This is a genomic window from Cupriavidus basilensis (genome assembly GCF_000876015.1).
Lineage (GTDB): Bacteria > Pseudomonadota > Gammaproteobacteria > Burkholderiales > Burkholderiaceae > Cupriavidus > Cupriavidus basilensis_B.
Window position 1 is genome coordinate 353,951 of sequence record NZ_BBQM01000012.1, and the last position, 24,903, is coordinate 378,853.

Consider the following 24,903-nt stretch of genomic DNA (forward strand, 5'->3'; position numbering starts at 1 on the left):
GCATGAGCGAGACCATCGCAAGCCGCCGCGCCGCCTTCCCCGGCCTGCCGCCGATTGCCGACGTGGTGCCGCATGCCGGCGCCATGCGCCTGCTCGACGAGCTGCTCGGCGCCGACGAGGAGCGCGCGGTGGCGCGCGCCACGGTGCGCGCCACGCAACTGTTCGTCGACGAGGCCGGCATGCCGGGCTGGGTCGGCATCGAGTACATGGCGCAGACCATCGCCGCCTGGGCCGGCGCGCGCGACTGGCGCGCGGGCCGCGAGCCGGGCATCGGCTTCCTGCTCGGCTCGCGCCGCTACGAGTGCGACGTGCCGGCGTTCCCGGTGGGCAGCGTGCTGACCGTGCAGGTCAGCGCCGAGCTGATCGGCGACAACGGCCTGGGCATGTTCGCCTGCGCGCTGTCGCTCGACGGCCGCGAAGTGGCGCGCGCCAACGTTTCCGTTTTCCAGCCCGCCGACGCGCGGGCGTTCTTGCAAGGACAACAACCATGACGAACCGGACCGTGCTCGTCACAGGGTCATCGCGCGGCATCGGCCGCGCCATCGCGCTGCGCCTGGCGCGCGAGGGCTGCGATGTGGTGGTGCATTGCCGCGCGCGGCGCGAAGAGGCCGAATCGGTCGCCGACGCGGTGCGCGCGCTCGGCCGCGGCGCGCGCGTGCTGTGCTTCGACGTGCGCCAGCGCGAGCAGGCCGCCGCCGCGCTGCTGGCCGACATCGAGGCGCACGGCTGCTACTACGGCGTGGTGTGCAACGCCGGCATCGCGCGCGATGCCGCCTTCCCGGCCATGACCGGCGAGGAGTGGGACGAGGTGATCCACACCAACCTCGACGCCTTCTACAACGTGCTCAATCCCGTGGTGATGCCGATGGTGCAGCGGCGCAAGCCGGGCCGCATCGTCACGCTGTCCTCGGTCTCCGGGCTGGTGGGCAACCGCGGGCAGGCCAACTACAGCGCGGCCAAGGCCGGCATCATCGGCGCCACCAAGGCGCTGGCCATCGAGCTGGCCAAGCGCAACATCACCGTCAACTGCGTGGCGCCGGGCCTGATCGACACCGAGATGGTGGAGCCGCACGTGCTGGAGGAAGCGCTGCGCATGATCCCGGCGCGCCGCATGGGCACGCCGGACGAGGTGGCCGCCACGGTGGCCTTCCTGATGTCCGCCGACGCCGGCTACATCACGCGCCAGGTGATCTCGGTCAACGGGGGGATGTTCGGATGAAGCGCGTCGTCGTTACCGGAACCGGCGCGGTCAGCGCGCTGGGCAATGACTGGGCCACCGTGCGCGAGCGCCTGGCGCAGGGCCGCAATGCCGTCGTGCACATGCCCGGCTGGCAGGAATACAAGGGCCTGAACACGCAGCTGGCGGCGCCCGTGCCGCCGTTCGCGCTGCCCGCGCACTACACGCGCAAGGCCACGCGCGCGATGGGGCGCGTGGCGGTGATGTCGGTGCTGGCCAGCGAGGCCGCGCTGCGGCAGGCGGGCCTGCTCGGCGATCCGCTGGTCACCGGCGGCAGGCTCGGCATCGCCTACGGCTCGTCGACCGGCACGCCGGCGGCGGTGGCCGACTTCGGCCGCATGATGAACGAGCGCACCACCGAGGACATCAGCGCCACCACCTACATCCGCATGATGCCGCACACGACGGCGGTCAACATCGGCGTGTTCTTCGGCATCACCGGGCGCATCATCACCACCTCCAGCGCCTGCACCTCGGGCAGCCAGGGCATCGGCTACGCCTACGAGGCCATCCGCAGCGGGCGCCAGGTGGCGATGCTGGCCGGCGGCGCGGAGGAGCTCGACCCGACCGAGGCCGCGGTGTTCGACACGCTGTTCGCCACCAGCACCTGCAACGACGCGCCGCACACCACGCCGCGCCCGTTCGACAGCGAGCGCGACGGCCTGGTGCTGGGCGAGGGCGCCGGCACGCTGCTGCTGGAGGAGCTGGAGCACGCGCAGGCGCGCGGCGCGCGCATCCTGGCGGAGCTGGTCGGCTTCGGCACCAACAGCGACGGCGCGCACGTGACCCAGCCCCAGGCCGGCACGATGGCGCAGGCCATGCGCCTGGCGCTCGAGGACGCCGGGGTGGCGCCGTCGGCCATCGGCTACGTCAACGCCCACGGCACCGCCACCGACCAGGGCGACATCGCCGAGTCGCACGCCACCGCGGAAGTGCTGGGCGGCGCGGTGCCGGTCAGCTCGCTCAAGAGCTACCTGGGCCATACGCTGGGCGCGTGCGGCGCGCTGGAAGCGTGGATGACCATCGAGATGATGCGCGAGGGCTGGTTCGCGCCCACCATCAACCTGGCCACGCCGGACCCGCGCTGCGCGCCGCTCGACCACATCATGGGCGCGGGCCGCCGGCTCGACATCGACTACGCCATGAGCAACAATTTCGCGTTCGGCGGCATCAACACCTCGCTGGTGTTCCGCCGCTGGCGCGGGTAGCCGGACCCGGGCGGCTCCCCGGCGGGGCCGCCCGCGTTTTTTCCTGATCGACAAAACCAACAAAGGAAGGTCAATGAAGCACGCTCTCCCGATCCTGGCCGCGACCGCAGCGGTTGCCATGCTGCTGTCCACGCCCGCCGCGGCGCGCGACACCAGGTACATGCTGCCGTTCAAGGATGTGCTGGACATGCCCGAGGCGCAGGAAAAGCTCGACGGTTCGGTCAAGTTCTTCCTGGCCGGCCAGGGCAAGCCCAAGGTGCTCGAAAGCAAGGAGGAGGACGTGTCCAACCGCAAGACCAACAGCTTCGGCAAGAGCGACGAGGAAGCCTGCCGCTGGGCCGCGCTGTCGGCGCTGATCGCGTTCCAGGACAAGGCCAGGTCGCTCGGCGTCAACGCCGTGGTCAACGTGGTGAGCTACTACAAGAAGACCGAGGTCGCCAGCGCGACCGAGTACGAATGCCACGCCGGCGCCGTGGTGGCCGGCGTCGCGCTCAAGGGCACCTACGCCCGCGTCGCCGCCCGGTGACGGGCGACGCCGCCCGCGGCTGAAGCGCGCCATGCCGCCAATCGTGCAACCTGGGGCGGTCCACGTGCGGGTGGCGGACGTGGATGCCACGGCGGCGCTGGCGCCGCCGCCCGCGCGCTGGATGAGCGCGCAGGAGGCGCGCCGGCTCGGCGAGCTGCGCGCCGGCCCGCGCGCCGCGCAGTTCGTGGCCGGGCGCTGGCTGGCGCGCGCGCTGCTGGCGCAGGCCTGCGGCGGCGCCTGGCAGGACTGGTCGCTCGACGCCGCGCCGGACGGCCCGCCGCGCGCCAGCGGGCCGGTGCCCGCGCATGTCTCGATTTCCCATTCCGGCGGCCTGGTCGCCTGCGCCGCGGGCCATGCGCCGCTCGGGCTCGACCTCGAATGCGTGCGTCCGCGCCGCGGCCTCGACGCCCTGATCGGGGCGGTCAGCAGCGCCGCCGAGCGCGCCGCCATGCCGGCCCTGCTCGCCGCCGACGAGGCCGCGCGGCTGGCCGCGTTCTTCGAACTCTGGACCCTCAAGGAAGCCTGGCTCAAGCGCGCCGGCGGCGCGCTGTTCCAGACCATGCTGGGCCACGCGGTGGCCGTTTCTCCGGCTGTGTCTCCGGCCGTCTCTGCGGCCATCTCGTCGGACGGCGGCGCCGGCCACGCCGCCAACGCCTGCACCTGGCAGTACGGCGGCGCCATGCTGGCGCTGTGCGCCGGGCCGCCGCCCGCGCTCGCCGGCGCCTTGCCGGCGGGCCTGCGCTACTGGCGCCTCGCCGCCGCGCAAGCGGCCTGACCGTCACGCCGCCGGCAGGGTCGCCGCAGTGGCGTCGGCGACCTTCCTACATCCGGATCGCGTGCCTTCGGGTAGACTGGGCAGTGCGAGCGCCCTCCGCCCATGCAACCGGCTCACCGAGATTCCCGGATTCCCGACTACGCGAGGAGAATGTCCCCCATGCATGCAGTCCCGTTGCTTGACAGCAGTGCCAACGATAGCCCTGCCGAAGCGCCCCTTCGCGACCTGCGCCGCGTCGCGATCCACCCCGATCACTGGTATCCGCTGGCCTGGTCGCGCGAAGTCAAGCGCGGCAAGGCGCACGGCGTGCGTTTCGCCGGCGAGCCCATCGTGCTGGTGCGCACGGAGTCCGGCTCCGTGTTCGCGCTCGAAGACCGCTGCGCGCACCGGCAGGTGCCGCTGCACGAAGGCGTGGTGGCCGGCGAATCGATTCGCTGCTGCTATCACGGCTGGACCTACGATTGCACCGGCAGCTGCATCGACGTGCCCTACCTGGGCCGCGAGCGCCTGCCCAACGGCGTGCGCGCCTATCCGTGCCGCGAGGCCGAGGGCCTGATCTTCGTCTTCCCGGGCAGCGCCGTGCTGGCCGACGAGACCCCGCTGCCCGCGCTCGGCTCGGTCGCCGACAAGGCCTACAAGACCCGCCGCTTCGGCCGCGAGGTCAAGTGCCACTACTCGTTCATGCACGAGAACCTGATGGACATGAACCACCAGTTCCTGCACCGCCGCCAGATGGGGCAGATGCGCGCGCGCTCGCTGGGCCGCCGGCGCGGCGACGGCTGGGTCGAGGTGGACTACACCTTCTCGCGCGAGGAAGGCAAGCAGCCGGTGGGCGAGGCGCTGGTGTTCGGCAGCGGCAAGGGCGGCGGCCAGAACAACAAGGACGTGATGACGGTGCGCACCAGCTATCCCTACCAGACGCTGCAGATCCGCACCGCGGAAGGCACGCTGGTGATGGACCTGTGGATCGTCTACGTGCCGCTCGACGCCGAGCAGCGCACCAACCGCACCTTCGGCCTGCTGTCGATCAAGAAGCCGGGCATTCCCGGCGCGCTGGACCTGGCCTGGCCGCTGCTGGTCTGGTTTACCGAGCGCATCTTCAAGGAAGACCGCGAGATCGTCGAGATGGAGCAGGCCGCGCACGATGCCCAGGGCGCCGACTGGAACCACGAGGTGTTCCCGGTCATCAACGAGCTGCGCGACCTGCTGCGCCAGAACGGCGGGGCGGAGACGCCGCGCGCGGCCTGATCCCGGGCGCTACTTGGAGAAGCGGTTGCGCTCGTCGCGCTCCAGCGTGGAGCAGGCGGTGCGCAGCATGGCCGAGAAGCGCGTGAGCGCCGGCTCGATGCGGTAGGCCGGGCCGGCGATCGAAATCCCGTAGCACTCGCCCGACAGCCGCACCGGCCACGCCAGCGCGCCCACGTCGGGCAGCGACTCGCCCAGGTTGACGAAGCAGCCGCGCTCGGCCGACGCCTTCAGCTCGGCCTCGAGCTGGGCCGCGTCGGCCACCGTGCGCGGCGTGAAGCGCTCGAAGCCCAGTTGCGCGATCAGCGCGCGGCGCTCGTCCTCGGGCATCGCCGACAGCAGCGCCTTGCCGATCGAGTTGGCATGCAGGTCGCGCCGCTCGCCCGCGGTGGCGATGTAGCGGATGGCGTGCGGGGACTCCAGCACGTCCAGGTACACCACCCATTTCCCTTCGTGCAGCTTGCCGATCACCACCGTCTCGCCGGTGGCGGCGCGCAGCTCGTTCATGGTGCCGTGCACGCGGTCCAGCACCGGGTCGTGCCGCGCGATCTGCTGGGCCATCGCCAGCAGGCGCCCGGTCGGGTAATAGCCCTGGCGGCGCCCGGTCTCGTAGAGATAGCCCAGCGAGGTGAGGGTGCGGATCAGCGCCAGGCAGCTCGACGCCGGCACCGCCAGCAGCCGGGCCAGCTCCGAGAGCGAGAGCGCGCGGCGCTCGCGCGCGAACGTTTCGATGATCTCGAGCACGCGCAGCGCCGTCTTCACGTTCATCGGCGGCGCCTTGTTGTCGTTGGCGGTCATGGCGTTGCCCGGTGCGCGCGCCGGGCGGGTCGGAAAAGAAGCGCTAATCATAGTGCATCGGCCGGCCATGCGCGGCCACGGCCGGCGTGCCGTTACTGCGTGGCGGCCGGCGCCGCGCCCGTGCCGGCGGTTCCCGGCAGGCTGGTGCGCAGGCCGCCGCCATCCTGGCTCGCGCCGCCGGTTGCCGCGCCGTTGGCTCCGCTGCTGGTCCCGCCGTTCGTGCCATCCGCGGCGCCGTCCTGCGAACGCTGGCGGCCGCGTCCGCGGCCGCGCATGCCGCCGCCACTGCCGCCCACGGGCGCGGCATGGTTCTGCCGCAGTTCCTGGTTGATGCTGTCCACCGTGCGCGGCCCCGGCGTCATGCGCGCGAAGTTGCTGTTGATCGCGTTGATGGCCTCGTCGCCGGTGGCGGGCGAGCCCTGGGCGAACACGGCGGCCGGCAGCGACAGCGCGGCCGTCAGGCAGATCAGTCGGAGCGGTTGGGCGATGCGGGTCATGGCGGTCCTCCGGGGCGGGCTGGCAAGCGATCCGGCGGATGCTAGCAGCGCGCGCGGACGCGCCGCAACGTCGGCAACGTACCGTTGCGTTTCAGCGCGCGCCGGCGTGTTTCAACGTATTACGCAGGCGGCGCCCGCTGCCCTTGCGCCGCTAGAGCTGCGCCGCGTGGTGCCGGATGTGATCCTCGATGAAGGTCGAGATGAAGTAGTAGCCGTGGTCGTAGCCCGCGTGGCGGCGCAGCGTGAGCGGCTGGCCGGCGGCGGCGCAGGCGGCCTCCAGCGCTTCCGGGTGAAGCTGCTCGGCGAGGAATTTGTCGGCCAGGCCCTGGTCGACCAGGATGCCGCCCGGGAAGGGCGCCGCGCCCTGGCGCGACATCAGCGCCGCGGCATCGTACTGCGCCCAGGCCGCGCGGTCGTCGCCGAGGTAGCGGCTGAAGGCCTTCTCGCCCCACGGGCAACGCGTGGGCGCGGCGATCGGCGCGAACGCGGACACCGAGCGGAAGCGCTGTGGATGGCGCTGCGCCAGCACCAGCGCGCCGTGCCCGCCCATCGAGTGGCCGAACACGCCGACGCGCTGCGGGTCGGCCGGCAGTTCGCCGGTGACGATGCCGAACAGTTCCTGCGTGACGTAGCTCTCCATGCGCCAGTAGCGGCTCCACGGCGCCTGCGTGGCGTCGAGGTAGAAGCCCGCGCCCGCGCCGAAGTCCCACGACTCGGCCTCGCCGGCGATGCCGGTGTCGCGCGGGCTGGTATCGGGCGCCACCAGGATCAGGCCGTGCTCGGCGGCGAAGCGCTGCGCGCCGGCCTTGATCATGAAGGTTTCCTCGGTGCAGGTCAGGCCCGCGAGGTAGAACAGCGCGGGCAGGCGCCGCGCCGGCGCGGCCAGCGCCGCCGCCGGCAGGAACACCGAGAAACGCATCGGCAGGCCGATGGCCTGCGAGGCATGCCGGTAGAAGCGCTGCACGCCGCCGTAGCAGCCGTGCTCCGAGAGCAGTTCGAGCGTGCTCATGGCCGGCCTCAGTACAGCACCACCGAGCGGATCGACTCGCCGCGCTTCATCAGGTCGAAGCCTTCGTTGATGCGCTCCAGCGGCAGCGTGTGGGTGATCAGGTCGTCGATGTTGAGCTTGCCTTCCATGTACCAGTCCACGATCCGGGGCACATCGGTGCGGCCGCGCGCGCCGCCGAAGGCCGAGCCCTTCCATTCGCGCCCGGTCACGAGCTGGAACGGGCGCGTGGAGATTTCCGCGCCGGCCTCGGCCACGCCGATGATGATCGACTTGCCCCAGCCCTTGTGGCAGCACTCCAGCGCCTGGCGCATGACCTTGGTGTTGCCGATGCACTCGAACGAATAGTCGGCGCCGCCGTCGGTGAGCTGGATGATGTGGTCGACCACGTTCTCGACCTCGTTCGGGTTGATGAAATGCGTCATGCCGAACTTGCGCGCCATCGCCTCGCGGCCCGGGTTCAGGTCCACGCCGATGATCTTGTCGGCGCCCACCATCTTGGCCGCCTGGATCACGTTCAGGCCGATGCCGCCGAGGCCGAACACCACCACGTTGGCGCCGGCTTCGACCTTGGCCGTGAACAGCACCGCGCCCACGCCGGTGGTCACGCCGCAGCCGATGTAGCAGACCTTGTCGAACGGCGCGTCCGGGCGGATCTTGGCCAGCGCGATCTCCGGCACCACGATGTGGTTGGCGAAGGTGGAGGTACCCATGTAGTGGAAGATGGGCTTGCCGTCGATGGAAAAGCGCGAGGTGCCGTCCGGCATCAGGCCCTTGCCCTGGGTGGCGCGGATGGCCTGGCACAGGTTGGTCTTGCGCGACAGGCAGAACTTGCACTGGCGGCATTCCGGCGTGTAGAGGGGGATCACGTGGTCGCCGGGCCTGAGCGAGGTCACGCCCGGGCCCACGTCGGTGACGATGCCGGCGCCCTCGTGGCCGAGGATGGCCGGGAAGATGCCTTCGGGGTCGGCGCCCGAGAGCGTGTAGTAGTCGGTATGGCAGATGCCGGTGGCCTTGATCTCCACCAGCACTTCGCCGGCGCGCGGGCCGTCCAGGTCGACGTCTTCCACGGTCAGCGGGGCGCCGGCTTTCCAGGCGATGGCGGCTTTGGTCTTCATGATCGGTTTTCCTTGTCGTGTGGCGGCGGCCGGCTGGCCGGCACGGTGTGTGTCGGGGCGCAACGAGCCCGGCGCCGGCATGGGGAGGCGCGGCGCCGGGGCGATTCGTTCGTCAGGGGAAGACTATACGACCATCCGGCTGGCCGTTGGCGCCCGAGGCGGCGGATTTGGCCCGCGCCGCCCCCAGATTGGCCGGAATCGCGGGCTGGCCGCGGGCGAGGGCCGGAGTGCTCCCGATTGACCGCCGGCGAGGCAACCGCTTAAATGACCGGCTCATGACAGACGATCCGACGCCGCCGCCAGCCATGCCTCCCGCCTCGCGCGCCTCTCCCGTGCAGCGCGCGCTGTGGATCCTGCGCGCCCTGTCCGACCCGCAGGTGCGCCGCCTGTCCGACGTGGCGCGCGCCACCGGCCTCGATCCGGCCACCGCCTCGCGCCTGCTGGAGCTGCTGGTGGCGGAGGGCTTCGTCACGCGCGATGCCGGCCGCCGCTTCGGCATCGGCCCGGAGATCTTCCAGCTGGCCGACGTGGCGCAGCGCCGCGTGGACCTGCGCGCGCTGGCGCGGCCGAGCCTGGAGCGGCTGGTCGAGGTATTCGGGGACACCGCGGTGCTGACACTGGCCAGCCGCGGCGAATCGGTGGTGGCGGACATCGAACTGGGCACCTTCCCGATCCGCGCCAACTACGTGGAGATCGGCACGCGGCGTCCGCTCGGCGTGGGCGCCGGCAGCCTGGCGGTGCTGGCGTGGATGCCCGAGGCCGAGCGCGCCGCGCGCTTCCGCCTGGGCAAGAGCCAGCGCGCGCGCTATCCGCGCCTGAACGCCGAGGTGATCGGCGAGCAGATCGACGCGGCGCGCGGCCGCGGCTACGCGCTGTTCCTGGACTGGGTGGTGGACAAGATGGGCGGCATCGCCGTGCCGCTGCTGGACTACGAGGGCCGGCCCATCGGCGCCTTGAGCGTGGCGGCGCTGAGCGAGCGCATCCTGGCGCGCGAGGCGAAGATGGCGCGCGTGCTCAAGGAGGAAGCGCGGCGCGTCACCAGCGCGTGGGCGCGCCGCGTGCTGGTGGACTGAGGTGCGCGGCGTGCTCAGCCGGCCGGCCCGCGCAGCAGCGGCGCCAGTTCTTCCGGCACCTCGACCTCGAAGCGCAGCACCGCGCTCGCCAGCGCCTTGCCGTAGTTGTCGAGTGCCAGGCTGCGCGAGACGCCGCCGCCCAGCGCGCCATGCGCCACGAAGTTCAGCACCTGCAGGCCGTCGGCCTCGAAGCGCTCCACCTTGCCGCTGACCACGCCGCCGTACAGCGCCTTGAAGGCGGCGGCGGTGAGCTGCGCCTTGAGATGGGGATAGAAGGCAGGGTCGTAGGCGATCACCGCCGTGTTGGAAATGTCGCCCTTGTCGCCGGAGCGGGTATGCGCGAGGCGCCTCAGTGAAACCTTCATCGCGGGTTGCCTCAAAGGTAGTGGATGTCGGAGCTGACCTGCTCGCGCGGCACCAGCGCGGACCACACGCCGATGATCTCGCGCGTGCGTTCCTGGTGCGGCACGCGCTTGCCGGTGGAGGCCAGCCCGCACACCGCCATGCTGTCGATCTCGCGGCCGACCTTGGCGGCCTCGGCGCGCGTGCGCGTGCGCGCGGCCACGCGCACGGCGATCTCGTTGGGCTCGCAGGCCGGCGCCGGCGAGGCGTCGCCGTGGATGGCATTGACGCCGAGGAAGTCGATGCGCAGCGCCTCGGCCCGCAGCCCGGCCAGGCGGAAGCGGTGCTCGAGGATGGTCTTGGCCAGGCGTGCCTTTTCCAGGCAGCCGGGACCGGCGTAGAAGAACATGTCCTCGCCGATGAAGCCCTCGGTGCAGCCCAGCGAGACCTTGAGCGTGGGCGTGCGCGGCGCACCGCCCACGCCGCTGATGCGCACCTGGTCGGGCGCGACCTGCTCCAGCCGCGCCGTGGTGAAGTCCACCACCACGTCCGGCGTGATGTAGCGGCGCGGGTCGTGTACCTCGTAGAACATCTGCTCCTTCACCGTCTGCAGGTCGATGCGCCCGCCGGTGCCGGCCACCTTGGAGATCACGGCGGTGCCCCCGGCGTCCACCTCGGCGATGGGGAAGGCCAGGTTCCACGGCTCGGGCACGTCCTTGTAGCCGGGGTCGCCGAAGTAGCCGCCGGTCACCTGGGCGCCGCATTCGAGCAGGTGGCCGATGGCGCTGCCGCGCGCCAGCAGCGCCGTGTCGTCGGCGCGCCAGCCGAAGCTGTGCATCATCGGCGCGAGGAACAGCGAGGGATCGGCCACGCGCCCCGTGACCACGATCTGCGCGCCGGCTTCGAGCGCGCGCACGATGGGCGCGGCGCCCTCGTAGGGCTCGGCCGAGATCAGCGACTCGCGCAGCGTGGCGATGGGCGCGCCGCTCTCCAGGATGTCCAGCGCCTGGTCGCAGATGGTGCCGGTCAGGTCGGTGGTGGTGATCGCGGCGATCTTCACGCGCGGCAGGCCAAGCTCCTCGCACAGCTGCGCGATGCGCCGCGCCGCGCCGAGCGGGTTGATCCAGCCCTGGTTGCTGACGATGCGCGTGCCCTGCGCGATGCAGTGCGGCAGCACCGCGCGCATGCGCTCGTCGAGATAGGTGTCGTAGCCTTCGAAGCTGGCGTCGCGGCGCTTGCGCACCTGCGCCGCGGAGACCGTGGCTTCCGCCATCGTCTCGAAGCAGAGAAAGTCGAGCCGGCCGTGCTGCGCGCTCAGCGCCGCGGGTTCCACGCGGTCGCCCCACCAGCCCGAGCCCGAGCCGATGCGGATGGTCCTTGTTGCCATGAGGGATTCCTTGTCTGTGGGGCGGCCGGCTATTGCGCCTGGATGCCCGCGTTCTTGATGACGCGCGACCATTTCTCGGTATCGGCGCGGATCACCGCCGCGAAGGCGGCGGGCGTGTCGCCGCCCGGCACCGCGCCAAGCTGCTCGACGCGCTGCCGCACCTCCGGCGTGGCCAGGATGCGCGCCACCGCCTGCTGGATGCGCGCCACCAGCGCGGCCGGCGTGCCGGCCGGCGCCAGCAGGCCGAACCAGGAGTTCACCACGTAGCCGGGCAGGCCCGATTCCGCCACCGTCGGCACGTCCGGCAGCACCGGCGCGCGCTGCGGCGTGGTCACGGCCAGCGCGCGCACCTTGCCGGCCTGGATCTGCGCCAGCGCCGAGGGCAGGTTGTCGTACATGAGGTTGACCTGGCCGGCCAGCAGGTCGGTCATGGCGGGCGCGGCGCCCTTGTATGGCACGTGCTGCATCTTCACGCCGGCCATGCTGTCGAGCAGTTCGCCGGAAAGATGCGGCGAGCCGCCGGTGCTGGTGGACGCATAGTTGAGCTTGCCCGGTTGCTGCTTCGCCAGCGCGATCAGCTCGGCCACCGACTTGACCGGCAGCGTGGCGTTGGTCAGCAGCACATTGGGCGAGTTGGCCACCAGCGTGACCGGCGCGAAATCCTTGCCCGAGTCATAGGGCATGCGCGCGTAGATGAACTGGTTGGTGACCTGCGTGCCGAGCGTGCCCATCAGCAGCGTGTAGCCGTCAGGCGCGGCCTTGGCCACGGCTTCGGCGCCGATGTTGCCGCCGGCGCCGGGCCGGTTGTCCACCACCACGGTCTGGCCCAGCGCCTCGCCGAGCTTGAGCGCGACCAGCCGCGCGAGGATGTCGGTGGTGCCGCCCGGCGTGAACGGCACCACCAGCCGGATCGGCCTGGACGGATAGGCTTCGGCCGCGTGAGCCGCGCTGGTCGGCAGCGCGGTCAGCGCGAGCGGGGCGCACAGGGCGGCACAGGCCAGCGCGGCCAGGCGCAGGGTGGCGCGTCGGTTCATGGTTGTCTCCTCGCAGGCGCCGCCGGGATGGCGGCGCATGGTGGTATTGCCGCGTGCGTCGGTGCGCCGCGGCGTTTTGTTTATTGAAAACTGCTGGCGGTGATCTTATTCACGTGCCGGTTTCAGCGTCAAACAATGACTGGAAATTTTCATTGAATGAAAATGCCGGACGGAGGCGCGCCGCGCGGGCGGGAGGGGGAGGAACGGGCGGGGAGATATGTGGCCGGCGGCGGGAAGACGGCGCGTCCGCGCAGCCCCGAGGGCCGCGCGGTGGCGCGTGTGCCAGCTTAGTAGGACGGATACGGCTGCTGGTACTGCTGCGGATAGGGTTGCTGCTGGTAGTACGGCACGGCCTGCACCGGCTGCGGGCCGCACGGCACGTAGGCGCGGTCGTAGTTGCTGTAGCAGTAGCCCGGGGGCGGCGCGTAGGCCGGCGCGGGCGCGGCGGCCATCACCGGCTGGCTGGCCACGGCCGCGCCGACGGCCAGGCCGACCAGCGCGCCGATGGCCAGCACCGCGGCGGCACCGCCGCCGCCGCCACGGCCATGATCGCGCCCGTGCGCCGAGGCGGGACCGGCCGCGAGCAGCGAGGCGGCAAGCAGGCCGGCGCCGATGGCACGGACTGCACGGCTGGCACGAGTGGGATTGCGCATGACTGGCTCCTGATCCTGATGGCGGCCGGCGCAAGCGCGCTGGCCATGAAGTCATGCTAGGCCCAAGGTGTCACTGCAATATTACGGCGCGGTTAGCAGATGTAACGCCGGCCCGACCCGTGCCGCCCCCTGCGCGCGCGCCGGGCTCAGGGCGCCGGGCGCGGCGGCGGGGACGGCTGCGGCCCAGCGGCGGGCGCCGGCACGGCCGACGGCTGGGCGCCCGGCGACGGCTGCGCCTTCTTGTGGTGATGCCGGTGCTTGTGCTTGTGTCGCTTGTGCGGCGCGGGCTGCGCCGGCAGCGGCGTGGCGGTGGCGCGCTCGCCCTGCGGCCGTTGCGGCTGGGGCGGCGGCAGTTGCGCGTGGGCGATGCCGCCCAGGGCGAGGGCGGCGAGGCTGGCGCCGAGCACGGCTGCCCTGGCGAGGATCCGGTGTGTTTTCATGGGGAATCTCATTGGTGCTTGCTGTCGGGTTGGTAATATTCCGTCACCATTATCGGCGTTCGCCGGGGTGGCGGGGAGCGGGAGGCGGCTAAAAGAGGCCAAAAGAAGCCAAGAGAAGCCGGTTCGCGGACCAGCCCCCGTGTTCTGGCGATGTTCATGGCGGGCAGATGCCGCTGTCCGGCAGTACGTCGAAGGCCAGCACCTGCATGACCTGCCGCGGGTTGAAGTTGTCGTCCGACACCATCGCCAGCGTGGCGCATCCGCGCCCCGTCTTCGGTCCCCAGGCCAGTCCCTCCAGGTTGTCCAGCCGCGGCAGCGCCAGCTTGCGCAGGCCGGACACCAGCCGCTTGCGCGCCGGCACGTAGTCCGCGCCCGCCAGCGCGGGCAGGCCGCGGATGTCGCTGGCGCCGCGCAGGTCCATCTCGTACAGGCGGATGTCGTTGGCGAAGCTGCCGTCGGGTTGGCGCACCGCGGCCCGCTCGAGCACCAGCAGGCGGTGCGCGTCCACCGCCAGGATCTCGGTGACGCCATTGTTGGCCGGCACGTCCTGCCCGGGCATCGCGGGGATGGCATCGATGGGGTAGGCGACCTGCCGCAGCACGCGGCCGTCGCGCGCGAACTCGGTGATGCGCGCGACGGCGCCGTGGCCGCGCGCGGGTTCCGGGCCGTCCTGCTGCAGCGGGCCTTCCATCGCCACCCACAGCGAGCTGCCGTCATGCGAGAAACTCAGGCCCTCGAAGGTCAGGTTGTCGCGCGAGCCGTAGCCTGCCTGCCGGCACATGGCGAACATCGCGGGCGCGGCGATGCGGGACAAGTAGCGGCCGTCGCGCGCCACGTGGATGACGGCCGGGTCTTCCTTGAGCGAGCAGTCGCCCTCGGTGGCCAGCCACAGGCTGCCGTCCTGTGGATCGACGCGCACGGCTTCGAAGTCCGGCACCTCGCCGCGGCCCTCGAGCCATTGCCGGCGGCCCGGAAAAACGGTGCCGTCGGCTTGCCGCGGCACGATCACGCCGTCGAGCGCAAGCGCGTGGAACCCGTTCGCGTCGTAGCGCATCGTGGCGGTGTAGAGGCGCGCCGGGCCGAGCGCCGAGCGGTCGTCGCTGACCAGGAACCACGTGCCGGAGCGGGCGTCGTAGTTGATCCCGGACAGGCCGCCGACGATGGTGTCCCGGAACGGCTGGCGCAGGGCGATGCGCTGCTCGCCGAGCAGCGCCAGCGCGGCCGGGCCCGGCGCGGGAGTGAGTGCGGGGGCGGGCGGACCGGCGCAGCCCGCGGCGGCCAGGACCGTGGCAAGCGCAGCGGCAGGCAGCCACGCGCGCGCGGCCTTGCGCAAGGCCCGCAATCTCATGCGCCGCCGGGCCGCCCGGGCGCCGCTTCCAGCCGCGCGGCCGGCGGCTCGGTGCCGGCGCGGCCTTCGTGCCGGCAGCCCAGCCACCAGCCCAGCCAGGCCCAGCCCAGCGCCAGCACGGCGCCGGTGAGCGCCACCACGGCGGGATGGCCGGAGAAGGCGTCGATGGCCGTCTTGATCCATGCGCTGACGGCGTCGCCGGCGCGGTAGACCGCGGTGTCGATGACGTTCTTGGCCTTGTACTTGGTCTCGGCGTCCACCACCGTGAACAGCATCTCGCGCCCCGGACGCAGCAGCGCGTATTCGCCCACGCGGCGCAGGATCATGACCGCCGCCAGCACGCCGAAGGCGGGCCACAGCGCCAGCGCGAGGAAACCCAGGCCGGTGGCCAGCGGCACCACGCCGAGCAGCATGGTCACGCCGTAGCGCCGGGCGATGCGCCCCGAGAAAAACACCTGGACCAGGATGGTCAGGCCCTGCACCACGGCGTCGATGGCGCTGAACACCTGGGTCTGCTGCGTGCGGCTGGGGAAGGTCTGCGCCACCAGCCGGGCCTGCTCGAAGTAGAGGAAGGTGCTGGCGGTGGCCAGCAGGATCACGAACAGGCCGATGCCGAGCAGGTAGCGCGAGCGCGCCACCAGCGTCAGCCCGGCCCACAGGCCGCCGCCGATGGGCCGGGCCGGGTCCTGCGGCAGCACCGGGTCGTCCGCCACCGGCACGCCCGCGCCGGCGCGCCGGCGCCAGCCGAACAGGAAGCCCGCGCCCGGCAGCGTGGCCGCCAGCAGCGCGGCCGACAGCAGCATCAGCCCGGTCAGGCCGATGCGCGGCACCAGCCAGCCGCCCAGCACCGGGCCGGCCAGCCCGCCCGCGCTGGCGCCCGCGGCCAGCAGCGCGAACAGGCGCCGCGCCTGGCCCGGGCGGAACACGTCCGCCATCAGGCTCCACGCCACCGACACCACGAACAGGTTGAACACCGACAGCCACACGTAGAACGCGCGCGCCAGCCACAGGTTGTCGGGCGCGGCGCGCGTGGCCAGCGCGAAGCCCACCAGGTTGGCGACGAAGAACGCGTACACCCACGGCACGAAGCGGCGGCGCGGCAGGCGCGCGCTGCACAGGCCGTAGATGGGAATCGCCACCAGCATCACCACGAAGGTGGCGGTAAACAGCCACTGCAGGTTCCGCACGCCGCCGGCGATGCCCATCGTCTCGCGCACCGGGCGCAGCATGAAATAGCTGGCGAACAGGCAGAAGAAGAACAGGAAGCCGGCCACCACGGCGCTGCCTTCGCCGGGCTGGATGCCGAGGCCGCGGCGGGCTGCCAGGGTCGGTGCGCTCATGGCCGGTTCAGGCCAGCAGCGCGGCGATCTGCGCGCGCTGGCCGGCGTCGGGCATGCGGCCGAAGCCGGCGCCGAGATTGTCCTGCATGTTCTTCGGCTTGGAGGTGGCGGGGATGGCCGCCGTCACCGCCGGATGGCTGACGATGAATTTCAGGAACAGCTGGCCCCAGGAGGCGCAGTCGAGCTCGGCCGCCAGCGGCGGCAGCGGCCGGTCCCTGACCGCGCGGAACAGCCGCCCGTCCTGGAACGGGCGGTTGACCAGCACCGCCACGCCGCGCTCCTGGCACAGCGGCAGCAGCGTGCGCTCGGCATTGCGCTCGGCCAGCGAGTAGTTGAGCTGGACGAAGTCCAGGCGCTCGGCGCGCACGATCTGGATCAGCGCCTCGTGCGCGTCCTCGCGGTAGTGGGTGATGCCGACATAGCGCGTCTTGCCCTGCTCCTTGAGCTGGCGCAGCAAGCGCAGGTTGTCGCGCCAGTCGATCAGGTTGTGCACCTGGAGCAGGTCCACGCTGTCGCTGCGCAGGTCGCGCAGCGATTGCGCCCACTGCGCCTGCGCCGGACTGCCGGCCGAGGTGGAAATCTTGGTGGCGAGGAACACCTTGGCGCGGGCCTGCGCGCTGCGCAGCAGGTCGCCGGTGACGGCCTCCGCGCTGCCGTAGCTGGGCGCGGTATCGATGACGGCGCCGGGCGTCTGCAGCAGCAGCGCCAGCACCTCGGCCAGCGGGGCGCGCTCGCTTGCCTCGGTGCCCACGTTGAAGGTGTCGGAGGTGCCCATGCCGATCACGGGCAGGGTCTCGCGGCCGCCGGGAATCAGGCGGCGCAGCGGGCCCGGCGCATGCGGCCCCGCGGCGGGCCAGGCGCTGCCGGACAGGCCGGTCAGGGCCGCGGCGAGACAGGTGCTGTGGCGAAGGAACCGGCGTCGATCGGATGACATGGCGATCTCCCTGCTTGCTGGGGCTGGCCGACATCTTCTCACAGATGGCATGGCCGCTGCTGGGCGCGGCGAGCGGGTGGAAGGTGGCCGGCAAGCGGGCAGGATGGCGTGGAAACAGGGCTGGAACGCGGAGCCGGCGGCGGGGCATTCTCATGGTTAACCCGCCCCGGTCCCCGCTCACTCATCCGGGCGCGGGATTGCCGCCTATCATTGTTCTGGATCCGCCGCAGGGGATCCGCCGCCCGATTGCCGGCGGCGGCATGGTGGCGGTTGTGGCGAGGCAGCCTGCACGGGTGGCTGCCAGGCGGGGCCCGGTACAGAGGGGGCAGCCGGGGCAGTACATGAGTCGACCAGCGCGGAGCCGCTGGCGGACAGGGGCAAGCCGGACCGGCTGCCGGCCGTCGCCCGGGACAGGGCGCGGCGGCGGTCGCCGGCCGGACCCATTCGTTTTTCAGGCGGGTAGTCCGGGGGGACGATGGAAACCCATGAGCAAAAGCGCCTGGTCAACGCTTACATCGAGCGTTACAGCCGCTACGATCCGGCCATCGGCCGGCATGAAGTGCGTTCGTTCTGGGTCTGGCAGGCCTGCGACTGGCTCTGCGTCAACGACCCCGACCAGTTGTGGGCGCTGGTGCTGGAGATCCTGACCCGCACCGGCAACGAGCGCGTGCTCGGCGCCCTGGCCGCCGGCGAACTCGAAGACCTCATCGAATATCACGGCCCCGCGTTCATCGGCCGCATCGAGCGGCAGGCCGCGCGCGATCCGCGCTTTCGCCGCCTGCTGTGCGGCGTGTGGCGCAGCTCCACGCCCGAGGTCTGGGCGCGCATCCTGGCCGCCAGCGACGGCAATTTCAACGACGTGCCGCAGCGCGCGATGTGGATCTGCCATGACCGGCGCGCGGGTCCGGAGCCGCTCGGGCCGGCCTCCGGCAGCGCCGCGGCGGCCACGGCCGCCGAGGGGCCGGGCGAGGCGGGCGCGCGCAAGGTGGCGGCGCGCGTCGTGCCGGGCGCGTTCCAGCCCATTTCCGCCGCCGAGGCGCGCGCCGCCGCGCCGGACCCGGTGAAACAGGCGCATGCCGGGACACCCGTGCGCCACGGCGTGCGCGCCGTTTCTCCCGATCCCTGATTCCCGACCGCAGGCCCCGGATCCGCCCTGGATCCAGGCGCGCACGGTCGGGTTCGGGTTCCGGCTGGCCATGCGGCCGTACTGATTTCAATATTTAAATAACTGTCGAAATAATGGCTGGACGATGCTCCGCTGCACCCTGGTCCCGCGCGGCACGGACGTGGATGCGCGCAGGACCAGCCACGGGCCGGGCCGCAAGCCCGCTCCGTGGCGGGGGCGCTCAGGCGCCCGGGGTTTCCGCCGCGCGCTTGTCGGCGTCGCGCAGGCGCTTCACTGCCTTGCCCAGCAGGCCGCCTTCGCTGTCGGCGATGGCGCCTTCCAGCGACTGCAGCGCTGCCGTCACCTGCGCGCCGTGCGCGGCGGAGAATACTTCGTCCGCGACCAGCGCATCAGCTTCCTTGCGGGCCCGCTTGCCCAGCTTGCGGGCGAACTCGGGGTCCAGCTGGCCTTGGGCGGTCGCGTTGGCGATATGGTCGAGCAGGGCGATCAGGCCTTGCGCCGTGGTAGTGGCCGGGATTGACTCCTCGACCTTCCTTGGCTTTTTGGGCATCGTTTTATTCCTCCAGTTAGGGTTCGATTCTATAGCGGGGGAGGGTAGCCATCCTGCTTCCCCGTATGAAGAGATTGTGACAACTGTCATAAAAGCATGGGATGGCAGGGCGGGACACCGCAGGCATGCAGCGTAGCGCATTCCGGCGCGAAGCGCTGCTTTGGCTGGCCGGGCAGGGAAACGCGGCGCCTTCACGCCGCGCCGCGGGTGCCGTCCGTCATGGCGCCCGCGCGCGCCGTGCCGCGGCGGCGCTCATGCGCGGGTCTTGCCGAGCAATTCGGCGATCTCGCGCGTGGTGCCGGTCTCGCCCAGCCGCGGGAAGATCCGCGCGACGCTGTTGGCGTGCGCGTCCGGGTGCATGTCGGTGATGGCGTCCAGCGCCAGCGTGACGTTGTAGCCGAGTTCGTGCGCCTGCCGCGCGGTCGACTCCACGCCGATGCTGGTGGACACGCCGGCAATGACGACCTGCGTGACGCCCAGGCCCTTGAGGTGCGCGTCGAGGCCGGTGCCGGTAAACGCCCCCCAGGTCCGCTTGGTCACGAGGTGGTCGCCCGGCTGGCGGTCCAGTTCGGGCACGAGGTCGGCCCAGCCGGGCGGAAGCTGCCCGAAGTTGCGCGTCTGCTCGGCCCGCCCCGGCGCGCCGCCGGCCACGTTGACCAGCACCACCGGCAGGCCGTGGCCTCGGAAGGCGGCGGCCAGCGCGCCGGCGTTCTTCACCACCTCGCCGATGGGATGGACCGTGGGGTAGGACACGATGCCCTGCTGCAGGTCGATGACGATGAGGGCGGTGCTGGGGTCGAGCGTGGTCGTTGTCATGGCGTTTCCTTGGGAAGGGGGGGCGGCGAGTGCGGTGTCGTGCGTCGGGCGGCGGCGTCAGGACTCCACCAGCCGCGCCAGCAGCGCGACGGCCGCGGCGAGCGCGTCCTGCTCGGCCGGCGCGAGCCGGGTCTCGATGGCATGGAACAGCCAGTCCTCGCGCGCCGCGCGGCCGGCCCGGACCGCCTCGGCGCAGGCCGGCGTGAGCGACAGGACGGTCTGCCGCCCGTCGCTGGGATCGGGCGCGCCGCTGACGAGCCCGGCCGCCTTGAGCACGGCAACCGTCTCGCCCATCGATTGCGGGCGCATGCCCTCGGCCCGCGCCAGCGCCGATACCGTCGCCGGCCCTTCGCGCTCCAGCCGCAGCAGCACGCGCAACTGGGTCCAGGTGAGATGGCTGAAATGCGACTTCTCGCGCAGCCGCCGGGTCAGCTTGCCCAGCACCACGCGCAGTTCGGCGGCCAGGGCGTGCGCGGCGTCGGAATCCGTGTGCGGGGCGGTCATGTCGGTCGCGGGAAATTATGAAGGTTAGCTGTGAAGGCTACCTTCATATATGGCCGGCAGTCAAGGCGGCGCGGTAAACGGCGCGCAGTGGCGAAGCGGGGGAACTATGGAGCGCGGGACCGCGTGCCGGTCAGAGGCTGGAAGCGATGTCCAGCCCGGCCAGGGCGACGATGGCGCTCATGGCCAGCATGGCCGTCGAGTGCTGCCCGAAATAGACCAGCGCGGCTGCCGACCAGCTTGCCGTGGCGAATGCTGCAAAACGTTTCATGCTCTGAACGCCGGGGGCGGCGGCCTGCGGATGAATTCGAACGGAGGCGGAAAAAAATAAACCCGCCCCGAAGGGCGGGTTGAATCCATGTCGTTGGAGACAAGGAGGAGACAGGTGTAAGTATAAACCCTAATCCAATCCTGTCTAGTGGGCGGATTGGAGTGTTTGCTCAAAAACATCGTTGTGGCGGTGCATCATTCACATTTGCTCGCGAAGAATCGGCTTTGAGTCACTTCTTGCGTGTTGCCTGTCGTGCCGTTCCGACAGGATTCGGGGTGCGGGGACGGGGCATGCGGCTTTCCCAGCATGTCCAGCCCCGCCACGGCGTCACTGCGCCGGCAACATCGCTACTCCACCGTCACCGATTTCGCCAGGTTGCGCGGCTTGTCGATGTCGGTCCCGCGCGCGAGCGCGGCATGGTAGGCCAGCAACTGCATCGGGATCGTGTGCAGGATCGGCGACAGCGGCCCGTAGTATTCCGTGAGGCGCAGCACTTCGATGCCGGGGCTCGGCGCGATGCCGCAGTCGCTGTCGGCGAAGACGAACAGCCGCCCGCTGCGCGCGCTGACCTCGTGCATGTTCGACTTGAGCTTTTCCAGCAGGCGGTCGTTGGGCGCGACCGCGACCACGGGCATCTCGTCGCTGACCAGCGCCAGCGGGCCGTGCTTGAGCTCGCCGGCCGGATAGGCCTCGGCATGGATGTACGAGATTTCCTTCATCTTCAGCGCGCCTTCCATCGCCACCGGGTAGTGCATGCCGCGGCCCAGGAACAGCATGTTCTCGCGGCGCGCCAGCAGTTCGGACCAGGCCATGATCTGCGGCTCCAGCGCCAGCACCTGGCGCATGGCGTCCGGCAGGTGGCGCAGCGCGCGCAGGTGGTGCTGTTCGTCCTGCGCGGAAAGCCGCCCGCGGATCTGCGCCAGCGTCAGGGCGAGCAGGAACAGCGCCACCAGCTGCGTGGTGAAGGCCTTGGTGGAGGCCACGCCGATCTCCACGCCGGCCCGCGTGATGAAGGGCAGCGCGCATTCCCGCACCAGCGCGCTGGTCGGCACGTTGCAGATCGCCAGCGTGTGGCGCATGCCCAGTTGGCGGGCCACCTCGAGCGCGCCGAGCACGTCGGCGGTCTCGCCGCTCTGGGATACCGCGACGACGAGCGCGTTCGGGTTCGGCACGCTTTCGCGGTAGCGGAACTCGCTCGCAATCTCCACGCTGACCGGCAGCCCGGCCAGGCTCTCGATCCAGTACTTGGCCGTCAGCGCGGCGTGATAGCTGCCGCCGCACGCCAGCAGCAGCACCGAGTCGACCGCGTTGAACACGCGCCACGCCTTGTCGCCGAACAGCTCCGGCATGACCGCGGTGACGTCCTGCAAGGTGTCGGCCACCGCCTGCGGCTGCTCGAAGATCTCCTTCTGCATGTAGTAGCGGTACGGGCCGAGATCGGCGCTGCTGCCGTGCGCCGCCACCCGCGCCACGGGGCGCTCCACGCGCTGGCCGGCGGCATCGACGATCCAGTAGCGGTGCAACTGCACGTCCACCACGTCGCCGTTCTCGAGATAGGCGATGCGGTCCGTGACGCCGGACAGCGCCATCGCGTCGGACGCCAGGAAGTTCTCGCCTTCGCCCACGCCGACCACCAGCGGCATGCCGCTGCGGGCACCCACCAGCCGGTGCGGCTCGTCGCGGCACAGCACGGCGATGGCGAAGCTGCCGCGCAGCCGCGCCACGGCCGCCTTCACCGCCTCGAACAGGTCGCCGTCGTACAGGTGGTCGATCAGGTGCGCGATCACCTCGCTGTCGGTCTGGCTGGCGAAGACGTAGCCGCTGGCCTCCAGGCCCGCGCGCAGTTCCTCGTGGTTCTCGATGATGCCGTTGTGCGACAGCGCGATGCGCGCGGCTTCCTCGCGCGGCGAGAAGTGGGGGTGCGCGTTGCCCGTGACCGGCTTGCCGTGCGTGGCCCAGCGCGTGTGCGCGATGCCGGTGTAGCCCGCCAGCGCCTGCCGGGCGATGTCGGCCTGCAGGGCGGCAACGCGGTCCACGCTGCGCGCGCGCACCAGTTGCCGGTCCTGGTGCAGCGCCACGCCGCAGGAGTCATAACCGCGATACTCCAGCCGCTTCAGGCCCTCGACGAGATTGGGCACGATGTCGCGCTGCGCGACCGCCCCGACAATTCCACACATATCCGTTTTTCCCTCATGATCGGCCCGAGGCCGGGCCAGCGGTTAGCATGGTAGAGGGATCGGTATGTAATTTTCTTTCTTAAATCTATAAACAATGAAATAATCAATCATCATCAAATAGTGATGAAATTTTATTTCATCAGGCCTCGCGGAGTCCCCATTGCCCGGCACCTTCCTGGACGAGCTCGACCTGCGCATCCTCCGCATCCTGCAGGCCGACTCGGCCATCTCGAACACCGACCTCGCCGAGCGCGTGCACGCCTCGGCGCCCACCTGCCTGCGGCGCGTGCGCAGGCTCAGGGAAAGCGGCGTCATCCAGCGCCAGATCGCCGTGCTGGATCCGCGCCAGACCGGCACGCCGCTGACCGCCATCATCGAGATCAGCCTAGACCGCCAGACCGCCGAGGACCACGACGCCTTCGAGGCCTATATCTGCGCCGAGGCCGCGGTCACGCAGTGCTACCGGGTTTCGCCGGGGCCGGATTTCATCGTCACGGTGGAGATGGCCGACATGGCCGCCTACGATGCGTTCGCGCGGCGGCTGTTCGCCGGCGCGTCCAACGTGCGCAACGTGCGGACGTTTTTCTCGACGCATCGGGCCAAGTTCGAGGCGAACGCGCCGGTGGCGGGAAGATAGAACCGGGAAGCCGGCGGGCCGCGATGCCTGCCGGTCAGCGCGGCTCCGGCGTTGAACGAGCCGGGGCGGCCGTTCGGCCGGCGCCGTGCATCGGCGCGAGTTTCCGGTCAGGCCGCGATCCGGCCGCGGCTCCCGGCGCCAGTCCCGGTAGGCGATGTCAGGCGCTGGGCGGCCGGATGCCGCCGGCGTTCATGCCGCGGCGTCGTCCGGTTCGGGATCCGCGGGCGCCGGGGCATCCGAAATCCACCGCAGAATATCCCGCCAGCTGACGATGCCGACCGGCCGGAACTGCGCGTCCACGATGGGGATGCATGAGATCCGATGAGCGAGAAACAGCGCGATGGCATCGGGGATCCTGGCCTCGGGGCGCAACGTGATCGGCTTGCGCGTCATGATCTGGTGCACGCGCTTGTTGAGGGTGTTGAGGTCCCTGGCCGACTCCACGTTGCTGCCGATGAACGGGCTCACCGCGCGCAGCAGGTCGCGGTCCGATACGACGCCATGCAGTCTCTCGTCTTCGACGACGAGCAGGTGATGGAACTTCGCCTCGTCGAAAATGTGCTTGACCGTTGCCAAGGTATCGTCGAACACCACGCTGACGATCTTTCTGGACATGATGCTATCGATGGTCACAACTGGCTCCGTGTTTGTCTTTTTCCCATGCGGGGTCGCCATTGCCCCGCGCGTGGCGCCGGTGGCCGGGCGGCCATTCTCGCTACGCGGGGCGGGGGCACAACCTGGGCCAGGCCGGGCGGACAGGGGGCGCAACCCGTGTCCGTCCTGCCCGGCGCCATTCCGCGACTACCTCCTGCAACGCTCGCAGGCTGTTCAGCATTGTGTTGTCGGCTGCGACCCCGGCTTTCTTTAGCGAGCCGTCCCGCTTCATGAGGGTGACGGGGACGCGGCGCGGCGCCGGGCGCATCATTTTCGGCCGGCATGTCCACTTCGTCTCCCAGGCCCGACCGGGCCAGGATCGGCTTCGGGATCGGCACCCCTTGCGAATTGCCCGTTCTGCGCATCGCCGCTTTCACCGGGGCACCGTCATGACGGGAACATGCCGGCACGGCACGCATGGACACGCGACATTGCCGGGCGGCATCGGAGGCGCGGCCGACGGCCGCGGCAAACGCTCGCCCGGCCTTTCCAGTCACGCCAGGATCGTCTGCAGGCGCGCCAGCGCGTCTTCCACCACTTCGGCCGGCACGCGCTCGACCTTCCTTGCGCCCCGCGCTTCAAGGTCCAGCGTGCGCACCATGTTCACCAGCGCGACGCCCTGGGTCTCGGTGCCGGACCCGGACAGCGGCACGGCGAAGCCGGCGAAACGGGCAACGTCGCCACCCTGCGTGATCGGCGCGACCAGCGCGACGCCGAGCGCGTTGAAGGCGGCGGGCGACAGCACGAGCGCGGGGCGGAAATCTCCCTGCTGCTCGCGGCCGGCCGTGGGGTTCAGGCTTACCCGCACGATGTCGCCCCGGTCGAACCTGGCGGACTTCACCATGCTTCGTGGCCGGCCGGCCCGGCGTGGTGCCAGGCAGCCAGGTCCGCGGGCATCGGCGCGGCGGGATCGCACTGCGCGACCAGTTCTTCGAGTGCGTACCGGGGCCGGGCGGGCTTGAGCAGGACGCCATCCTGGCGCACGTCGACAGTGAGCTTGTCGCCTAGGGCGACCTTGAGTTGTTCGAGCAGCGCGGCGGGCAGCCGCACGGCCGCGCTGTTGCCCCATTTCTGAATCGACAGTTCCACGGCAGGCTCCAGTAGATGTATAGCCATTGTAGATACGCTGGTTGTGGTGGTCAAATTTCGTATCTACGTTGTAGATACGTCGCCTCGCGGGAAGGCATGGCCTGTTTATCCGCGATGCGCG

Annotated in this window: 29 protein-coding genes; 9 read left to right on the forward strand and 20 right to left on the reverse strand. The window is 71.0% G+C overall.

The features are described from left to right. Window positions 1-2 precede the first annotated feature (2 nt). From KF708C_RS09365 to KF708C_RS09390, 6 genes are all read left to right on the forward strand, one after another. Window positions 3-491, forward strand: coding sequence for an ApeP family dehydratase (locus tag KF708C_RS09365; protein WP_059411569.1), 489 nt, complete (start codon window positions 3-5; stop codon window positions 489-491). Next, window positions 488-1,219 (forward strand): 3-oxoacyl-ACP reductase FabG, encoded by a 732-nt coding sequence (fabG, locus tag KF708C_RS09370; RefSeq protein WP_020202868.1) that lies wholly within the window; start codon window positions 488-490, stop codon window positions 1,217-1,219. Before KF708C_RS09365 ends, fabG begins: the two co-directional genes overlap by 4 nt. Next, the gene (locus tag KF708C_RS09375) at window positions 1,216-2,445 is read left to right on the forward strand and encodes a beta-ketoacyl-ACP synthase (protein ID WP_020202867.1); all 1,230 of its coding nucleotides are present in this window, start codon (window positions 1,216-1,218) and stop codon (window positions 2,443-2,445) included. The genes fabG and KF708C_RS09375 overlap by 4 nt, the downstream gene beginning before the upstream one ends. A gap of 73 nt (window positions 2,446-2,518) precedes the next feature. Continuing rightward, complete coding sequence (locus KF708C_RS09380) at window positions 2,519-2,971, forward strand: hypothetical protein (RefSeq protein ID WP_020202866.1); 453 nt, start codon at window positions 2,519-2,521, stop codon at window positions 2,969-2,971. Window positions 2,972-3,002: 31 nt separating this feature from the next. Next, window positions 3,003-3,746: a 4'-phosphopantetheinyl transferase family protein gene (locus KF708C_RS09385; protein WP_156173768.1), complete on the forward strand. Its 744-nt coding sequence runs from the start codon at window positions 3,003-3,005 to the stop codon at window positions 3,744-3,746. Between the two features lie 159 nt (window positions 3,747-3,905). Further along, window positions 3,906-4,994: an aromatic ring-hydroxylating oxygenase subunit alpha gene (locus KF708C_RS09390; RefSeq protein ID WP_029043577.1), complete on the forward strand. Its 1,089-nt coding sequence runs from the start codon at window positions 3,906-3,908 to the stop codon at window positions 4,992-4,994. Between the two features lie 9 nt (window positions 4,995-5,003). Here the strand turns inward: KF708C_RS09390 and KF708C_RS09395 are convergent, their stop codons facing one another. From KF708C_RS09395 to KF708C_RS09410, 4 genes are all read right to left on the reverse strand, one after another. Then, the gene (locus KF708C_RS09395; RefSeq protein ID WP_029043576.1) at window positions 5,004-5,759 is read right to left on the reverse strand and encodes an IclR family transcriptional regulator; all 756 of its coding nucleotides are present in this window, start codon (window positions 5,757-5,759) and stop codon (window positions 5,004-5,006) included. Between the two features lie 122 nt (window positions 5,760-5,881). Beyond that, window positions 5,882-6,286: a hypothetical protein gene (locus KF708C_RS09400; RefSeq protein ID WP_059411571.1), complete on the reverse strand. Its 405-nt coding sequence runs from the start codon at window positions 6,284-6,286 to the stop codon at window positions 5,882-5,884. Between the two features lie 151 nt (window positions 6,287-6,437). Continuing rightward, window positions 6,438-7,295, reverse strand: a complete 858-nt coding sequence (fghA, locus tag KF708C_RS09405; protein WP_059411572.1) for an S-formylglutathione hydrolase — start codon at window positions 7,293-7,295, stop codon at window positions 6,438-6,440. 8 nt (window positions 7,296-7,303) lie between these two features. Then, window positions 7,304-8,410 (reverse strand): S-(hydroxymethyl)glutathione dehydrogenase/class III alcohol dehydrogenase, encoded by a 1,107-nt coding sequence (locus KF708C_RS09410; RefSeq protein WP_059411573.1) that lies wholly within the window; start codon window positions 8,408-8,410, stop codon window positions 7,304-7,306. Window positions 8,411-8,685: 275 nt separating this feature from the next. Between KF708C_RS09410 and KF708C_RS09415 the strand changes: the two genes are divergently transcribed. After that, on the forward strand, window positions 8,686-9,483 hold the full coding sequence (locus KF708C_RS09415; protein WP_231401603.1) for an IclR family transcriptional regulator: 798 nt from the start codon (window positions 8,686-8,688) through the stop codon (window positions 9,481-9,483). A gap of 14 nt (window positions 9,484-9,497) precedes the next feature. On the opposite strand, the gene KF708C_RS09420 is transcribed toward KF708C_RS09415, so the two are convergent. The 8 genes from KF708C_RS09420 to KF708C_RS09455 all read right to left on the reverse strand — a co-directional run bounded on the left by KF708C_RS09420 (window position 9,498) and on the right by KF708C_RS09455 (window position 16,961). Then, a complete protein-coding gene (locus KF708C_RS09420; RefSeq protein ID WP_020202858.1) occupies window positions 9,498-9,848 on the reverse strand; it encodes an AtuA-related protein in 351 nt (116 codons plus the stop codon). 11 nt (window positions 9,849-9,859) lie between these two features. Then, entirely contained in the window at window positions 9,860-11,212 is a 1,353-nt protein-coding gene (locus KF708C_RS09425) for an acyclic terpene utilization AtuA family protein (RefSeq protein WP_059411574.1), read from the reverse strand. Between the two features lie 29 nt (window positions 11,213-11,241). Continuing rightward, a complete protein-coding gene (locus tag KF708C_RS09430) occupies window positions 11,242-12,246 on the reverse strand; it encodes a Bug family tripartite tricarboxylate transporter substrate binding protein (protein ID WP_020202856.1) in 1,005 nt (334 codons plus the stop codon). A gap of 287 nt (window positions 12,247-12,533) precedes the next feature. Continuing rightward, window positions 12,534-12,899: a hypothetical protein gene (locus KF708C_RS09435; protein WP_020202855.1), complete on the reverse strand. Its 366-nt coding sequence runs from the start codon at window positions 12,897-12,899 to the stop codon at window positions 12,534-12,536. 146 nt (window positions 12,900-13,045) lie between these two features. After that, window positions 13,046-13,339 (reverse strand): hypothetical protein, encoded by a 294-nt coding sequence (locus KF708C_RS09440; protein ID WP_063826836.1) that lies wholly within the window; start codon window positions 13,337-13,339, stop codon window positions 13,046-13,048. Window positions 13,340-13,493: 154 nt separating this feature from the next. After that, a complete protein-coding gene (locus KF708C_RS09445; RefSeq protein WP_231586417.1) occupies window positions 13,494-14,672 on the reverse strand; it encodes an esterase-like activity of phytase family protein in 1,179 nt (392 codons plus the stop codon). Window positions 14,673-14,683: 11 nt separating this feature from the next. Beyond that, on the reverse strand, window positions 14,684-16,027 hold the full coding sequence (locus KF708C_RS09450; RefSeq protein WP_059411576.1) for an NTP/NDP exchange transporter: 1,344 nt from the start codon (window positions 16,025-16,027) through the stop codon (window positions 14,684-14,686). Between the two features lie 7 nt (window positions 16,028-16,034). Next, entirely contained in the window at window positions 16,035-16,961 is a 927-nt protein-coding gene (locus KF708C_RS09455) for an aldo/keto reductase (protein WP_059411577.1), read from the reverse strand. A 475-nt stretch (window positions 16,962-17,436) separates the two neighbouring features. Between KF708C_RS09455 and KF708C_RS09460 the strand changes: the two genes are divergently transcribed. Then, a complete protein-coding gene (locus KF708C_RS09460; RefSeq protein ID WP_059411578.1) occupies window positions 17,437-18,087 on the forward strand; it encodes a DUF6869 domain-containing protein in 651 nt (216 codons plus the stop codon). 220 nt (window positions 18,088-18,307) lie between these two features. On the opposite strand, the gene KF708C_RS09465 is transcribed toward KF708C_RS09460, so the two are convergent. The 5 genes from KF708C_RS09465 to glmS form a co-directional block, all read right to left on the reverse strand. After that, window positions 18,308-18,637: a hypothetical protein gene (locus KF708C_RS09465; protein WP_020202849.1), complete on the reverse strand. Its 330-nt coding sequence runs from the start codon at window positions 18,635-18,637 to the stop codon at window positions 18,308-18,310. Between the two features lie 252 nt (window positions 18,638-18,889). After that, a complete protein-coding gene (locus KF708C_RS09470) occupies window positions 18,890-19,453 on the reverse strand; it encodes a cysteine hydrolase family protein (RefSeq protein ID WP_059411579.1) in 564 nt (187 codons plus the stop codon). 57 nt (window positions 19,454-19,510) lie between these two features. Next, window positions 19,511-19,957: a MarR family winged helix-turn-helix transcriptional regulator gene (locus tag KF708C_RS09475; RefSeq protein ID WP_059411580.1), complete on the reverse strand. Its 447-nt coding sequence runs from the start codon at window positions 19,955-19,957 to the stop codon at window positions 19,511-19,513. 130 nt (window positions 19,958-20,087) lie between these two features. Beyond that, complete coding sequence (locus KF708C_RS36375; protein WP_020202846.1) at window positions 20,088-20,225, reverse strand: hypothetical protein; 138 nt, start codon at window positions 20,223-20,225, stop codon at window positions 20,088-20,090. Between the two features lie 347 nt (window positions 20,226-20,572). After that, on the reverse strand, window positions 20,573-22,402 hold the full coding sequence (glmS, locus tag KF708C_RS09480) for a glutamine--fructose-6-phosphate transaminase (isomerizing) (RefSeq protein WP_059411581.1): 1,830 nt from the start codon (window positions 22,400-22,402) through the stop codon (window positions 20,573-20,575). 160 nt (window positions 22,403-22,562) lie between these two features. Between glmS and KF708C_RS09485 the strand changes: the two genes are divergently transcribed. Further along, window positions 22,563-23,039, forward strand: coding sequence for an Lrp/AsnC family transcriptional regulator (locus tag KF708C_RS09485; protein WP_020202844.1), 477 nt, complete (start codon window positions 22,563-22,565; stop codon window positions 23,037-23,039). Window positions 23,040-23,228: 189 nt separating this feature from the next. On the opposite strand, the gene KF708C_RS09490 is transcribed toward KF708C_RS09485, so the two are convergent. The 3 genes from KF708C_RS09490 to KF708C_RS09500 form a co-directional block, all read right to left on the reverse strand. Beyond that, a complete protein-coding gene (locus KF708C_RS09490) occupies window positions 23,229-23,654 on the reverse strand; it encodes a CBS domain-containing protein (RefSeq protein WP_231586418.1) in 426 nt (141 codons plus the stop codon). A 532-nt stretch (window positions 23,655-24,186) separates the two neighbouring features. Then, complete coding sequence (locus tag KF708C_RS09495) at window positions 24,187-24,537, reverse strand: type II toxin-antitoxin system ChpB family toxin (protein WP_059411582.1); 351 nt, start codon at window positions 24,535-24,537, stop codon at window positions 24,187-24,189. Continuing rightward, complete coding sequence (locus KF708C_RS09500; RefSeq protein ID WP_020202841.1) at window positions 24,531-24,782, reverse strand: AbrB/MazE/SpoVT family DNA-binding domain-containing protein; 252 nt, start codon at window positions 24,780-24,782, stop codon at window positions 24,531-24,533. Before KF708C_RS09500 ends, KF708C_RS09495 begins: the two co-directional genes overlap by 7 nt. Window positions 24,783-24,903 lie beyond the last annotated feature (121 nt).